The sequence below is a fragment of the Pedobacter cryoconitis genome (assembly GCF_014200595.1).
Lineage (GTDB): Bacteria > Bacteroidota > Bacteroidia > Sphingobacteriales > Sphingobacteriaceae > Pedobacter > Pedobacter cryoconitis_C.
Window position 1 is genome coordinate 585,686 of the sequence record NZ_JACHCG010000003.1, and the last position, 15,808, is coordinate 601,493.

The window sequence follows — 15,808 nt, forward strand, 5'->3', positions numbered from 1 at the left end:
ATAGCAGATCTCCCGGCCACCTGCTTCTGAACTAAATTCCGGCGTACGATGGCGTTAATTTTTATATATATTTACGATTATGTACACAACATTTTTAGCACATCAGTGGATGGGTTTCTGGAGATCCAAAGGCAAGGGCGGTACAATTGCAACCCAACTGATTATGGGCTTCATTGTACTTTACCTGGCCGCTGTTTCCATTTTCATCGGATATAATATGGAACATATCATTGAAGAAATGCTTCCCGGCAAAGACGTCATGCTGGTCTTCAACGGAATGATCCTTTATTATTTCACCCTGGAATTCCTGATGCGCTTACAATTACAAGAGCTCCCTACACTCGCCGTACAACCCTACCTGCACCTGAATATACCCAAAAGGAAACTGATCTCTTTTTTAAATATCACAGCACTTTTTTCAGTTTTCAACCTGCTCCCACTGCTGCTCTTTTTTCCCTTTGCTATTCTAAAAATCAACAATGATTTTGGCCCGTTTGCCTGTATCATGTATTTACTCGCCATTAGCTCTTTAGTGGTTTTCAATAATTATGCTGCGCTTTATTTCAAAAGGCTGACTATAGGAAACCTTAAAGCAGGAATTCTCGGCTCAATTTTTTTAGTTGCTGTTGGTCTGCTTGAATACTTCAAAGTCTTCTCCATCGCGTCATTGTCCAACCATGTTTTCCATGAGATAACTATTACGCCACTAATCGCAATCATTTTTCCCATTGCAGCAGTCATCATGCTCACCATCAACACCCGTTTTTTAAAAGGGAACCTATATCTCGAAGAATTACAGTCCGCAAAACAGAAAAAATCAAGTACAGACTACCCCTTTCTGGACCGCTTTGGTGAAACAGGAGTTTACCTTGCACTGGAAATCAAATTAATACTGCGCAACAAAAGAACACGTTCAACACTAACCAAAGGGCTTCTTTTTATCTTCTACGGCCTTCTTTTCTATAAACAGGAAACACTGGACGCCAATAAATTCTGGTCCCTGATTTTTCCCGCCACTTTTATGACCGGAAACATGATTATGCTCTACGGACAATTTATGTTTGGCTGGCAAAGCGCAGAATTTGACGGACTCTTAACCAGCAAATTAAACATAAAGACTTTTTTCAAAGCAAAATTTCTACTATTCACCATTGGATCAACCCTTTTAACCGCCGCAGTGAGTCTTTATGGATTAATCAGCTGGAAAATCCTGATCCTTCAGTTTGCAGTCTATTTCTATAACATCGGGGTCACTTCAGTGATTACTTTATACTTTGCCACAAAAAATTACAAAGCACTTGACCTCAGTAAAGGATCTGCCATGAACTGGCAGGGAATTACAGCATCTACCATGCTGCAAACCATTCCGCTCATGCTCAGCCCTTATTTAATTTATTTACCCATATCCCTGATTTCAAACCCCTATTGGGGGATTGCCGGGGTCGCTATTACAGGCCTTGCAGGCTTATCAACCAGGAACTTCTGGATAAACTTCCTCACCAAAGAATTCCAGGAAAGAAAATACAAAATCGCAGAAGGCTTTAGACAAAAATAAGATGCTGGAAATTAAACAATTAAAAAAAGAATACGCAGGTACTACCGTAGTAGATATTGACCATCTAACCATTAACCCCGGAGAAACCGTTGGTATCGTAGGCAATAATGGTGCAGGTAAAACAACCCTGTTCAGAATGCTATTAGACCTGATCCGTCCCTTTTCAGGAGAGATACTCTCCAAAGGTAAAAACGTAGCCCGGGACGACCAGTGGAAAAACTACACAGCCTCCTTTCTTGACGAAGGATTTCTGATCAATTACCTCACCCCAGAAGAATACTTTATTTTTATCGGCTCCCTCCAACACTACAGCCCATCAGAGGTCATGAATTACTTAATCCCCTATACAGAACTCTTTAACGGAGAAATTATGAACAGCGGCAAATACATCCGCGACTTCTCCATGGGAAATCAAAATAAAATAGGCATTGTGGCTGCCCTGCTCCAAAACCCAGAATTGCTGATTCTGGACGAACCCTTTGCAAACCTTGACCCAACCACACAAATCAGGCTTAAAGACCACTTAAAAACTTTAAAAGCAAAACAACTTACTACCCTGATTTCCAGCCACGACCTCAACCACGTGACAGACGTCTGCGAACGCATCATTTTATTTGAAAAAGGAAAAATCATCAAAGATATGTACACCAACGAAAACACCCTGAAAGAACTCGAAGCCTATTTCTCATTAAGGACTTTCTAATTGAGTTCTCTGTGATTCGGTTCTTAGTAATTGGTTTCATTGGATTGGTTTTTTGATTGGGTTTTTCCAATTAAGTCCTTTCTAATCGAGTTCTCTGTGATTCAGTTATCAGTAATTGGTTTCATTGGATTGGTTTTTTGATTGGGTTTTTCCAATCGAGTCCTTTCTAATCGAGTTCTCTGTGATTCAGTTATCAGTAATTGGTTTCATTGGATTGTTTTTTTGATTGGGTTTTTCCAATTAAGTCTTTTCTAATCGAATTCTCTGTGATTCAGTTCTCAGTAATTGGTTTCATTGGATTGTTTTGTTGATTGGGTTTTTCCAATTAAGTCCTTTCTAATCGAATTCTCTGTGATTCAGTTCTCAGTAATTGGTTTCATTGGATTGTTTTTTTGATTGGGTTTTTCCAATTGAGTCCTTTCTAATTAAGTTCTTTTTAAACATTCCAACTATCCTCCTGCAAATTAGACCCTTTCAATCTGCCTCCCTCCCCACTTCACCCATAAGCTGAGATAAAAAAGGGATGTAGTGTTTTTTTGACGTGCATTCATTCTTCATGAATGCGTCAAAAAAACACTACATCCCTTTTTTATCGAAGACTCAAAAACTTTTTTATATTTACGTCTTCCTTAAATCCTCAAAATACCATAATTACAATGGCAAGATTAAATCTTTTGGAAGAAACACGTTTCGAAAAACTCCCTGTTTCAGTATTTGATAACCCAGCATCAGCATCCATTAACGTTGCACAACGTATCGCTAATCTCATCAGAGACAAACAAGAAAAGAAGCAAAAGGCAGTTCTAGGCCTTGCGACCGGTGTTACGCCAGTTGCAGTATACGCAGAACTTGTACGTTTACACAAAGAGGAAAATCTGAGCTTCAGCAACGTCATTACCTTCAACCTGGACGAGTATTACCCGATGCAGCCTAACGCTGCCCAGAGTTACGTGACCTTTATGAATGAGAATTTATTCGATCACATTGATATCCCTAAAGAAAATATCAATATCCCTGACGGTACACTCGAACTGGAAGCTATCCCAGCATTCTGTCTCGATTACGAACGTAAAATCGGAGAGCTCGGTGGTCTGGATATTCAAATCCTCGGAATTGGACGTACAGGACACATTGGATTTAACGAACCAGGTTCTGCACCCAACTCAGGAACCCGCCTGGTTACCCTTGATGACCTGACCAGAAGAGATGCAGCAAGAGACTTCGGTGGAAAATCTTTCGTCCCTTCCAAAGCAATCACAATGGGAATCGGAACTATTTTCAAAGCCCGTGAAATCATCCTGATGGCATGGAATCAGAAAAAAGCCTCCATCATCAAAAAAGCAGTAGAAGGAGAAATTTCAAGTGAAGTACCCGCTACCTATCTGCAATTATCTGATCATGTAGAATTTATCCTTGATAAAGACGCAGCCTCCTTACTGACCCGTTTTGACACACCATGGCTTGTTAAAGACTGTGTATGGGAAGATAAATTAATCAGAAAAGCAGTAATTTGGTTAGCGAACACGCTGAAAAAGCCGATTTTGAAACTTACTGAAGATGATTTCAATAATCATGGTATGGCACAATTGGCCATCGAAAGAGGTCCTGTTTACAACATTAACATTCATATTTTTAATAAATTACAACATACCATTACCGGATGGCCGGGAGGAAAACCAAACGCAGACGACTCTCAGCGTCCGGAAAGAGCAACGCCTGCTAAAAAAAGAGTCGTTATTTTCTCCCCGCACCCAGATGACGATGTGATCTCTATGGGCGGTACCTTTATTCGCCTGGTTGATCAGCAGCACGATGTCCATGTCGCTTACCAGACCTCAGGAAATACGGCAGTTTGGGATGATGACGCCTTAAGATTTGTAGAATTCAGCATTGACTTTGCAGAGAAAATGGGACTGGATCAAAAAGAGCTAAAAGGGATTTACGACAACATGCGTACTTTCATCGCAGCTAAAAAACCGAATCAGGTAGATACACCAGAAATCCAATCCGTAAAAGGACTGATCAGAAAAGGAGAAGCCATTGCAGGAGCACGTTACTGCGGACTACAAGATGATCATATCCATTTTATGGCGCTTCCTTTTTATGAAAGCGGAAAGAACAAGAAAAATCCGGTAACCAACCTGGATGTGGAACTGACAATTGAATTACTTCAAAAAGTTAAACCTGAGCAAATTTTTGCCGCAGGAGATTTTGAAGATCCGCACGGCACACACCTGGTTTGCTTTAACATTATTATTGAAGCGATGAACCGCCTGCGCAAAACAGAAGAATGGGCAAAAGATTGCTGGTTATGGATGTACCGCGGTGCATGGCAGGAATTTGATACACATGAAATTGAGATGGCTGTTCCTTTGAGCCCTCAGGAGCTGCTGAAAAAGAAATATGCAATTTTCAAACACCAGTCACAAAAAGACAGAGCAGTATTTCCAGGTGATGATTCCAGAGAATTCTGGGAGCGTGCAGAAGATAGAAACAGAGACACTGCAAGAGCTTATGATGACTTAGGATTAGCGGAATACGAAGCAATGGAAGCCTTTGTCCGCTGGAAATTCTAAACAACATTTCCAATAAAATCTTAGCGCCTGTTTAAGAAATCGTCCAAAACTATATCAAAACACAGTTTTAGACCGTTTCTTAAACAGGCGCTTTAAATTAAAACCATATGTATAAAAATATCTTCCCGATTATCGGATTAGCTTTGCTTGCAGCAATTAACAACCCGGTATCAGGACAACAAAAGACTACAAAACATCAACCAGCTGCTCAACACACCGTAAGCACTGGAAAATTAATCCCCAATGACCCGGCCGTTAAAATCGGCAGATTACCCAATGGCCTCACTTATTATATCAGGAAAAATGTGGAGCCTAAAAACAGGGCTGAACTCTACCTGGCCAACCGTATTGGTTCTTTAATGGAAAATGACGATCAGCTAGGACTAGCTCATTTTACCGAACACATGGCTTTTAACGGTACAAAGGATTTCCCTAAAAATGAAATCATTAATTACCTGCAAAAAGCAGGAGTACGTTTCGGCGCTGATTTAAATGCTTATACTTCATTTGACCAGACCGTTTATCAATTGCCGATCCCAACAGACAGCACTGAACTCTTTCATACTGGTTTTAAAATTCTGGCCAACTGGGCAGGAAAAATCTCTATGGATGGAGACGAAATAGATAGAGAAAGAGGCGTCATCATTGAAGAAGACCGCCAGAGTGGAAAAAACTCAGGAGAACGGATCAGAAAACAACTGCTTCCGGTCATGCTTAAAGACTCCCGTTATGAAAACAGGCTTCCCATTGGAAAAATAGACCTCTTAAAAACTTTCACGCACGATAAGATCAGAAACTTTTATGCAGACTGGTACAGGCCGGATTTGCAGGCAGTAATTGCAGTTGGAGATTTTGACGTCAATGAAGTGGAGAAATTAATTATTGCCAACTTCTCCGGTTTAAAAAACCCGGTCAAAGAAAGGGAAAGATTAAGTTATGACCTTCCGGATAACAAAGCACCACTGGTCAAAATTATTACTGATGCAGAACAGCAGTATAATGTCGCTTCTGTAACCTGGAAACAACGTGGAAAGATCTTAAAAACGACCGCAGATCAAAGAAAAAATATTGTTTACAGCATGATTAACTCCATGCTGTCTGCACGTTTTCAGGAAATCCTGGAAAAAGACAACGCACCATTCCTGTTTGCGCAAGGTTCTTTTGGCGGTTATCAGGGAGGCTTAATTCCTGAAATCAATGCTTTTCAAACTACTGCCGGAGCAAAATCAGGGAAAGACCTCTTGCACGCATTCACCGCAGCAGTTACTGAGAGTGAAAGGGCTGTCAAATTTGGCTTCCTGCAATCAGAACTTGATGTCGTTAAAAAGAATATTGAAGCCGGGAATGAGATGCTGTTAAAAGAAAAAGACAAAACTTCCTCTGCTGCTTTTGTAGGAGAATACCTGAGTCATTTTCTAACCGGCTCTGCAATCGGTTCAATCGAGTTCAACTATAAAGACACGAAAGAAAATCTGAAAACGATTACCCTTGCCGAAGTAAATGCGCTGGCAAAAACATTGATTACCAAAGAAAATCAAATCATCATTGTAACAGCTCCTGAAAAGGAAAAAGCGAACCTTCCAACTACAGCTCAATTGCTTGCTGCCTTATCCAATGCAGAAAAAAACCTGAAACCTTATGTGGATAATGCTGTTAACAAACCTCTTTTAGCACAAAAACCAGTAGCCGGGAAAGTGATCTCAGAAAAGAAATTTGAAGACATCGGCGTTACCCAGTGGACACTGAGCAATGGAATTAAAGTTTTACTGAAGCCAACAGACTTCAAGAACGATCAGATCCTTTTCAGTTCTTTTTCCAAAGGAGGGACTTCATTAGCAGATCCGGATGATTATCAGTCTGCTGATAATGTTGGGATCATTTCTCAAAGTGGACTGGGCGATTTCAACCCTTCACAACTGAACAGGCTTTTAGCTGGAAATACAGGTAGCGCAGGTGCTTATGTAGGAGAGTTGTACCAGGGCTTTAGTGGAAGTGCCGCACCTAAAGATCTGGAAAATGCACTTCAAATGGTTACCGCCTCGGCATTGACCCCGCGTAAAGACATAGAAATTTTTAACAAATCAATCAGCGATGCTAAAGTAAGTCTGGAGAATAAAGATGCAGATCCAGAAAGCGTTTTTGCAGATACGGTACAGGCTGTGCTTTCTTCTTACAACAAAAGAAATATGCCTTATACACTGGCAGATATTGATAAAATCTCTCTGGACAAAGCTTTCTCTTTCTATAAAGCACGTTTTGCAGACCTTGGAGAGCAAAGCTTTGTGTTTGTGGGTAACTTTGACCTGAATACGATCAAGCCCCTTATAGAGACTTATATTGCCAGTTTACCAACCTTGAATAAAAAGACGGATTATATTGATCTTGGCTCACGCGCGCCAAGTGGAGTCGTTAGTAAAACAGTCTACAAAGGCCTGGAAGAAAAGGCCAGTGTTCAATTATATATTCACGGTGACTACGACTATACAGCCGCGAATAATGTACAGCTTGATGCTTTAAGCAGTGCTTTAGAAATTAAAATTCTCGAAAGACTGCGCGAAAAAGAAAGTGGTGTTTATTCTCCGGGTGTATCACTGAGTGTGAATAAATATCCCAGAGCACATTACTATTTCACCATCTCTTTCAGTTGTGCGCCAGCGAATGTAGAAAAGCTAATTGCTGCTGCATTGGACGAAGTAAAAACAATCAGGACCAACGGAGCAACCGCTCAGGACCTGGCGAAATTCAAGTCTGAGGTACAACGCCAGCAAGAATTAAACCTGCGTAACAATGGCTACTGGCTTGGTTATCTGACCACCAGGCTTAAATATGAAGACGACCTGAACCAGTTACTGACCGCAAAAGAAAGACTCAATGAAGTGACCACTGAATCTTCTAAAACGAATGCGCAAAAATATCTAAAACAGGATAACTATATCCGGATGGTCCTGATGCCGCAGCAATAACAAATAAGGCATTAACCAAAAGCGGACATGAATTAAATCATGTCCGCTTTTTTTATTTAGTCTCGACCCCTACCGGGCCGCTGGCATCACTCTCATTCTTCAGCCTGTCAAGCGCTGTCACGAGGTAAGTATATCTTTTGCCTTTAATCGTATTGGTATCCAGAAAGGATGGAGTATCATTAAAGCTGATTTTGATAATATTCTTAGGATTGACCACACTGATTTTTTCTCCTTCATCAAACCGGTAAATTACATATCCCGAAGCCGTTTCTCCATCTTCTGCTTTTAACGGTGCCGACCATTTTAACTGTACACCAATGCCTACTGCCTCTGCACTTAAACCCTGTGGCATATTTGGTACAATCTCGTCCAGCCATGGCATTTGCGGAGGAAGTGCCGGATATTTGTATAAATCATTCCTCAGAGAATCTGCCGTTGCTCTTGCCACAGTAGAAAATGACTTGGAACTAAAAAACACACTTCCCTGCACCCGGTTATTCTCGCGCATATACCTGATCTGATCTGGAATCTGGCTTGGATCCCTCCAGGCAGCTTCCATTCGCTGATTCATCAGATAAGCAGCCTGTCCGATATAAAGATGTCTGCCGTAAGTATTGTTACTCCACCAGTCTACTAAAGTGTCGAATGGCGCAGCCTTCCTGGTAAAACTGAAATAAACCTGCGGATTGATATAATCTACCCAGCCTTCCTTAATCCATTTCCTTGAATCGGCGTACAATTCTGTAAAGTTCGAAAGGCCATTCGTTTCAGATCCCTGAGGATCTTCTTTCCTGTTTTTCCAGATCCCAAAAGGACTGATTCCGAATTTTACGTATTTTTTATAATGGTGGATACTGTCATCCAGCTGTTTAATCAGCAGGTCAACATTATTTCTTCTCCAATCATTCAGATTTGTAAAACCATTGGAGTATTTACTGAAAGTAGCCCCATCATTAATGCGCTGCCCGGCAATAGGATAAGGATAGAAATAATCATCAAAATGAATCCCATCTACATCGTAACCTTTAACCACGTCTAAAATAACCTGCACAATATATTCTCTGACCTCAGGTATTCCGGGATCAAATTGTTTTTTTCCGCCATAGGTAAAAAACATATCCGGCCTTTTTTTAGTCATATGGTCTTCGCTGAATACAGTATTCGCGCTCATACTTGCCCGATATGGGTTAAACCAGGCATGTAATTCCATACCACGGGAGTGCGCTTCTGTAATCGCAAACTCTAAAGGGTCATATCCCGGGCTCGGTGCAACACCTTGTCTGCCCATCAGCCACTGGCTCCATGGTTCTCTTGATTTGCGGTAAAATGCATCGGCTGCTGGTCTTACTTGCAGCATAATAGCGTTCATTCCATTTCTTTTATGCTGATCAAGCAGGGCAATCAATTCCTGCTTTTGTTCATCCACACTCAGGCCTGGTCTTGAAGGCCAGTCAATATTCGTAACAGTTGCAACCCAAACCCCTCTGAACTCCCTTTTTGGAGCAATTTTTGCTGCTGTTTGTGCATAGATAAAAATTGGGGTGATTAAAGTTGTTAGAATTGCAAAAACAATCTTTTTCAGCATTATTGGTTCTTTTGGTAGTTTAAATTTAAAATAAATGTGGGGATGTAATACTCAAATTTGAGCCCCAACGTTAGCAATTAAACGATTTTTTTTTAGCTCTCATACAAATTGGGTCATTTTTTTTACCACAAATCATATTATTTATCCTATGTTCGTTTTTTTTATCAATAAGTATTATAAACAATTCGACAAAGAAACCTCAATTTTTGATTTCAAATGTTAGACCGTAAAGATCCCGTAAATAAAGGAGACCGTAATAAAATATATTTTCTAATTGTAGTAATAGTGGCCTTATTAGGTACAAATGCGTTTTTATATTTCAAGGATAAATATGAAAAAGAGCGCTTTGTCACTACCAATACCGAAAAAGAAAGGCTAAAACTGGAAGTAGAAAAGATAGAGGTCGAATTTGATAAGGTGAATACTATGAATGTTGCCCTGACAGAAAAGCTTCAGAATGAGCAGAAACTGGCCAGAGTAAAAATTTCCGCACTTAAACAATCCTTACAAAAAGGACAGGTTACCCAAGCAGAACTCATCGCCGCTCAGGCAGAACTTAAAAAATTACGCGCATTTTTAACGGATTACAAAGACGATTTCTCCCGTTTAGAGAAGGAAAACTCTTTTCTTAAGGCCGAAAGAGACAGTTTGGTCAGATCAGTGACCACAGTATCTGCCAAAGCAAATGCATTGGAAAAGAAAAACACAGAATTAAATGCCAAAGTAAAAAGCGGTGCAGCTTTAAAGGCTTTTAATGTAGCTCTTGCTGCATTTAAAGTTAAAAATAGCGGTAAAAATGTAGAAGTAACTAAAGCATCAACTGCTAAGAAACTGATCACTTATTTTAACATCATTCCTAATGAACTGGCAACAAAAGACTATCACAAAATTTATATCCGTGTTTTTGATCCTTCAGGAAACCTGATTGCCGATGAACAGAACATGTTTGAAGCAGAGGGTCAGGAAATGCAGTATAGTGATATGATTACTATTTCTTATAACAATGATGCAACGGCTTATACCATTGAATGGGTAAACCCAAGACCTTTTGTAAAAGGGACTTATGCGATTCTGCTTTATGCAAATGGCTTTAACATGGGGAAAGCAGCTATTACGTTAAAGTAATTTAAGCTTGTCCCTGAACAAGCGGGAAACTCAGATAAAAGGTTGTCCCTGTATCAGCCACTGATTTGAAGTCTATTGTTCCTCCTGCATTTTCTACAGCCTGTTTCACAAAAGCCAAACCTAAACCTGTTCCAGAAGATTTGGTCGTGAAATTCGGAACAAAGATTTTCGGTTGCAGATCAAGATCGATCCCCTTTCCGTTATCCTCTACCTCCACCCAAACATAATGCTGATCGTTGGTAATCTTGATAAAGATCATGCACTTATCTTTCATATTTGCAGCTTCTATCGCATTCTTCATCAGGTTATTGAACGAACGCAGCATCTGATCTTTATCGCCCTGTATCAGCACTTCTTTATTGGTCAGGTTAGAAATATAGATTTCTACATTTTTAGTGTTTACAAAGACATCTCTTGTCTGTTCAATAATTGGGATCAGCTTCAAATTTTCCAGCTTGGTATCCGGCATTTTGGCAAAGTTCGAAAACTCCGAAGCAATAGTTGCCAGACTATCAATCTGCTCTACAAAAGATCTGTAGAACCGCTCAAATTTCTGTTCGAAATTAGGATCTTTCTCTTTCCATGATTTCTCCAGCAATTGTACCCCCAGCTTTAAAGGAGTAAGTGGGTTTTTGATTTCATGGGCAACTTGCTTGGCCATTTCACGCCACGCACTCTCTCTTTCAGATTTAGCCAGCTTAACCGCACTTTCTTCCAGCGCAGCAATCATTTTATTATATTCTTTGATCAATGAACCAATCTCATCATGACGCGACCAGATAATCGGCTGATTTTTCTGTCCGAGTTTAGTCTTTTTAATACTCTCCTGAATAAAAGTTAAAGGACTCGTGATCTGATTGGCCAGAAATACTGCCAGAATACCAATGGCTACAAAAACGAGTGCATAAATATTAATCAGTGTATTGATGAACAGTCCTATTTTCGACTGATAATCGGCTTCATTTCCATAATAAGGCAAACCAATATAAGCTACAGTCTGATTTTGTGCATTACGGATCGGCGCATAAGCAGACGAATATTTGAATTCCCCAATAGTTTCCTGAGGATTGGAATATTCTGACCGTTGAACCTGCTTCAGATAGATATAGGCTTTAGGCTCCATTTTAGTGCCTATAATGCCATAATCATACATTTTAGGCAATGAAGTGAACAACAGGTTCCCATCTGTGTCAAACAAGTTTAAATAGGCAGAATTGATATCCGCAAACTGGTTGAAATTAATCACAGCCATATCAGTTGCTTCCGGTATCCCGGTACTGAATATTTGCTTCTCATAAGAGAGCTGTACTTTCCGGATCTTTTCTCTGATAAAATCTTCTTGTTGTTTTCTGTATTCGTCACGGATATAAAAGAAAGTAGACCAGCCAACGATCAGTAAAGTGGCTACAACCGAAAGCACAATGGAAAGCTGTATCCTGGTCTTGTACAAGATCTTATTCGCATTGATCATTAAAGAGCGGTTGATATTAAACCATCCCCCCCAGCTCTTATCAATGTTCTTCAATAGCCAGATCAGCATATACAACGCCGCAGAAAAGATAATAAACATCAAAAAGAAGAAAGACAATGCGGCGAGCCTTACAATATAGTTCACCTTCTCTTTACTGATGACAATGATTTTAGAGTTACTCGCAGAATAGATTAAATGGCTATACCCTAATTTAGGCTCATTTACAATTACAGGTTCTCCGTAAACGCCCTTAAACTCTGTATTGGCTATTTTATAAGTATACTTTCCGGCCTGCTTGATCAGCTTATTATTGTTATAAAAGGCAAAAGAATAATTACTATAATCTTCATCATTTTTCAATTTACCATCAATCAGGATCTCAGGGAACTGGCTGTTATAATTATACTGTTGTGACTTCAGCTCGATGACCAGCGTACCCAGAATATGGTTATCATCAAAAATCGGGATGATCCCGAAGTAATTCTGATAACCAAAAGTATCATTCAGGCGGTAAAAGAAATTAGAAATCTTTACAGAACCCGATTTAACCAGGTTTTGATAGTGTTGCAGTGACCGGTCTTCTCTTACAGCAAGTGTCGAATCGGTTGCATTAAATTCATAAAAATTATGTTCAAATGGAGACAAATACCCATCCAAAAAGGTCTTGATAATATAATTCTGTAGCGCAAGATGCCGGTTTGATCCCGGACTTTTAAAATAATCGGTAATAAATAAATCATTGGAAATCCCATTCCCAAGGCTTTCAATAGAGTTAATAACTTTCGGATCATCCGAAGACTGTAACTTCTGGGCGATCACATACCGGTTGCTCCGCTCTTTAATATCATTGAATTTCAAATACTTAATAGAAGAAATAAAAGCAAGACAGAAAAAAACAGCAGCAAAAACACCTATCGAAAACTTATTCTTCTGAATATAGCCATTATAGGAAATGATAAACAGGAATAACGCGTATGCGATAAAAAAGGCTGTAAAGTCTATACACAACATGTAAATGAAGTACAAAACAAACAGGCTCAGGAATACAATCAACCGCTCTTTATTGGTCACGTTTAATTGCCTGGTCAGTTCTATACAGATATTAGCCAGCAGATAAACATTAAACCAGACCAGGCAAAGAATAATAATACATACCCAGCTTAACCAGCTCAGGTTGATAATATTGGTAATATCAAAGTTGATTTTAGAATTATAAATAAGACCAAAAAAGACTTCATTCATCAAAAAGGCAATACCAGAAAACAGCAGCAACAAAAATAAATGGAAAAATAAACCCGCTATTTTGCTCCTGACCATCCATTGCGGAAGCCGGTATTGGTCTTTATAAGTAAACATAAAAAGTACAACCCAGGTAATGGAGAGTACATTGAGCAGGAAGTCTCCAAGAGAGGGCAAGAAGAAGCTCTCTGCATAAATAACAGGGCTGAAGATTTCCAGACTGAACTGATGGTTATACCAGCCGTATTCCAGGTCTGTAACTCTTACACCTAAGAAAAAAACAATAATCAGCAGTGTCGCCGGGATCAGATAACCTCTTTTAGCCAGCCGCGCGCAAAATGAATTTACAAAAAGGGCAAAACTGAATAAACCGACTATCCAAAGCCAGATTTGTATGGTAGAATAAACGCTTTCTGTGTAGTTGGGCTTAAGCTTAACTTCAAACAGCAATTTGCCATCGAGGTTCATAATACCGTTCACCTGTTCATCCATAAAGGAAGCCAGGGCGAGAGAATTAGAAGAAGATAAATCTTTAACAATCCCGTTTTTAAGATACCGGTTCTGAATACTGAACTGATCTTTGATATCGATCAGAAAGATCAAGGTATAACTTCCTTCTGTCTTTTTTATCGCTTCATACCATCCATTGGCCAGTTGCAAGAAGGAAGATCCTTCTTTTACCTTATCCAGATTTGGTGGTATTGCTTTATAAGAACTCCAGAATTTAAGGACGGAATGGTCGTAGGTCAGGATATTAATTCCTTTGGCACCAAAGGAATTAATATAATTCAAAGCAAATGTTTCATTCAGGTGAAATTGCTTGGCTCTTTCAAGCTGCTGCGCATCTGCTAAGAAATCATATACAGTCTGTTCGTTTAAGGCAAGGTTTTCCTGAAGTTTACTTGCCTCATGTTGCAGGAGGTCTTTTTCTGTTATAGAGTGTTTTAACGATAATGCAGTAACTATACAGCATATCCCCAGAATCAATAAAAGAAATCTTATTTTACCCCCTATATTCACGCCGGATCTTTTTTTTTATAAATACCGATTAAACAGGGACAGCAGCCGAACTGGTCTGTGCTTCTCTGCTTACTTTTTTAACCAGCCCTTGTAAAACTTTACCAGGTCCTACTTCTATAAATTCATTTGCTCCGTCTGCCAGCATACGCTCTACTGTCTGTGTCCATCTCACTGCACCTGTCAATTGCGTGATTAAATTAAATTTAATCTTTTCAGGATCTGTTTGTGGCATTGGGTCAACATTCTGGTAAATCGGACATACCGGAGGTAAAATTGTAGTGTTTTCTATGGCTTCTTTCAGTTCGATTCTTGCTGGTTCCATCAGCGGAGAGTGAAATGCACCACCTACATTTAATTTTAATGCTCTCTTTGCTCCTGCTTCTGTTAATTTTGCGCAGGCAAGATCTATACCTTCTATACTGCCGGAAATAACCAGCTGGCCCGGGCAATTATAATTTGCTGCTACAACTACTTCGTCAATTTCTGCGCAGATTTTTTCTACTACATCATCTGCCAGCCCTAAGATTGCAGCCATAGTTGAAGGTTGTAATTCGCAGGCCTTCTGCATCGCATTTGCACGTGCAATTACGAGTTTTAATCCATCTTCAAAAGAGATTGCTGAGGCAGCAACCAAGGCTGAAAACTCTCCTAAGGAGTGTCCGGCAACCATATCAGGTTTAAAATCATCTCCTAAAGATTTGGCAAGGATCACCGAGTGCAGGAATATGGCAGGTTGAGTAACATTCGTTTGTTTCAACTCTTCTTCAGTACCCGAGAACATGATGTCGCTTATGCGGAAGCCAATAATATTATTTGCTTTTTCAAATAATTCTCTGGCCATTTCAGTTTCGTACAGTTCTTTACCCATACCTGAAAATTGCGCGCCCTGCCCTGGAAATAAATATGCTTTCATTTATATTATTATTGTTTTCTAATGTAACCGTGCTGTTATTAACCTCAAAAACTCTGCCCTCGTTTTATCTTTGGCAAATTCTCCTGTAAAAGCCGAGGTAGTTGTCACTGAATTTTGCTTTTGTATCCCTCTCATTGCCATACATAAATGCTGGCATTCAATCACGACTGCTACGCCTGCCGGGTTTAAAGTTTCCTGGATACAATCTCTGATTTCATTCGTCAGTCTTTCCTGTACCTGTAACCTTCTCGCAAAAGCATCCACAACACGTGGGATCTTGCTTAAACCAACAATATGACCATTAGGAATATAAGCTACATGCGCTTTTCCAAAGAAAGGCAGCATATGATGTTCGCACATCGAGTAAACTTCTATGTCTTTAACCACAACCATCTGACTGTAATCTTCTTTAAACATAGCTGAACGCAGAATTTCTGCTGGCTTAATATCATAACCATGCGTCAGATATTGCAGCGCTTTAGCTACACGTTCAGGTGTTTTTAATAAACCCTCACGCTGAGGATCTTCTCCCAGCTGAGTCAATATATCCGTATAGTGACTGGAAATAGAAACTGTTTTTGCTGTATTGTAACGATCTATTTTAACATACCCTTCGTTTTCTTCATCGAAGGCATCTAGTGTATTATTTTCCATGTAT

Annotated in this window: 9 protein-coding genes; 5 read left to right on the top strand and 4 right to left on the bottom strand. The window is 39.7% G+C overall.

Annotated elements, in window-relative coordinates; translation table 11 throughout:
* Positions 1–79: 79 nt before the first annotated feature.
* The 4 genes from HDE70_RS19500 to HDE70_RS19515 all read left to right on the top strand — a co-directional run bounded on the left by HDE70_RS19500 (position 80) and on the right by HDE70_RS19515 (position 7,797).
* The gene (locus HDE70_RS19500) at positions 80–1,555 is read left to right on the top strand and encodes a DUF5687 family protein (RefSeq protein WP_183891615.1); all 1,476 of its coding nucleotides are present in this window, start codon (positions 80–82) and stop codon (positions 1,553–1,555) included.
* 1 nt (position 1,556) lies between these two features.
* Entirely contained in the window at positions 1,557–2,258 is a 702-nt protein-coding gene (locus HDE70_RS19505) for an ABC transporter ATP-binding protein (protein ID WP_183868405.1), read from the top strand.
* Between the two features lie 650 nt (positions 2,259–2,908).
* Positions 2,909–4,834, top strand: a complete 1,926-nt coding sequence (nagB, locus tag HDE70_RS19510) for a glucosamine-6-phosphate deaminase (RefSeq protein ID WP_317617424.1) — start codon at positions 2,909–2,911, stop codon at positions 4,832–4,834.
* A gap of 107 nt (positions 4,835–4,941) precedes the next feature.
* Entirely contained in the window at positions 4,942–7,797 is a 2,856-nt protein-coding gene (locus HDE70_RS19515) for a M16 family metallopeptidase (RefSeq protein WP_183891617.1), read from the top strand.
* A 52-nt stretch (positions 7,798–7,849) separates the two neighbouring features.
* On the opposite strand, the gene HDE70_RS19520 is transcribed toward HDE70_RS19515, so the two are convergent.
* Complete coding sequence (locus HDE70_RS19520) at positions 7,850–9,382, bottom strand: glycoside hydrolase family 10 protein (RefSeq protein WP_183891618.1); 1,533 nt, start codon at positions 9,380–9,382, stop codon at positions 7,850–7,852.
* A 216-nt stretch (positions 9,383–9,598) separates the two neighbouring features.
* Between HDE70_RS19520 and HDE70_RS19525 the strand changes: the two genes are divergently transcribed.
* Positions 9,599–10,507, top strand: a complete 909-nt coding sequence (locus tag HDE70_RS19525) for a hypothetical protein (RefSeq protein WP_183868409.1) — start codon at positions 9,599–9,601, stop codon at positions 10,505–10,507.
* Between the two features lies 1 nt (position 10,508).
* Here the strand turns inward: HDE70_RS19525 and HDE70_RS19530 are convergent, their stop codons facing one another.
* From HDE70_RS19530 to folE, 3 genes are read right to left on the bottom strand one after another with little or no spacing between them, the layout of a single operon-like run.
* Positions 10,509–14,237: a HAMP domain-containing sensor histidine kinase gene (locus HDE70_RS19530; protein ID WP_317617422.1), complete on the bottom strand. Its 3,729-nt coding sequence runs from the start codon at positions 14,235–14,237 to the stop codon at positions 10,509–10,511.
* A gap of 28 nt (positions 14,238–14,265) precedes the next feature.
* Positions 14,266–15,150, bottom strand: a complete 885-nt coding sequence (gene fabD, locus HDE70_RS19535; protein ID WP_183891619.1) for an ACP S-malonyltransferase — start codon at positions 15,148–15,150, stop codon at positions 14,266–14,268.
* 18 nt (positions 15,151–15,168) lie between these two features.
* Positions 15,169–15,804: a GTP cyclohydrolase I FolE gene (gene folE, locus HDE70_RS19540; protein ID WP_183868411.1), complete on the bottom strand. Its 636-nt coding sequence runs from the start codon at positions 15,802–15,804 to the stop codon at positions 15,169–15,171.
* Positions 15,805–15,808: the final 4 nt, after the last annotated feature.

Coding starts and splice junctions, on each gene's coding strand:
- HDE70_RS19515 (WP_183891617.1), top strand. CDS start 4,942: ATGTATAAAAATATCTTCCCGATTATCGGATTAGCTTTGCTTGCAGCA.
- HDE70_RS19520 (WP_183891618.1), bottom strand. CDS start 9,382: ATGCTGAAAAAGATTGTTTTTGCAATTCTAACAACTTTAATCACCCCA.
- folE (WP_183868411.1), bottom strand. CDS start 15,804: ATGGAAAATAATACACTAGATGCCTTCGATGAAGAAAACGAAGGGTAT.
- HDE70_RS19505 (WP_183868405.1), top strand. CDS start 1,557: ATGCTGGAAATTAAACAATTAAAAAAAGAATACGCAGGTACTACCGTA.
- fabD (WP_183891619.1), bottom strand. CDS start 15,150: ATGAAAGCATATTTATTTCCAGGGCAGGGCGCGCAATTTTCAGGTATG.
- HDE70_RS19500 (WP_183891615.1), top strand. CDS start 80: ATGTACACAACATTTTTAGCACATCAGTGGATGGGTTTCTGGAGATCC.
- HDE70_RS19525 (WP_183868409.1), top strand. CDS start 9,599: ATGTTAGACCGTAAAGATCCCGTAAATAAAGGAGACCGTAATAAAATA.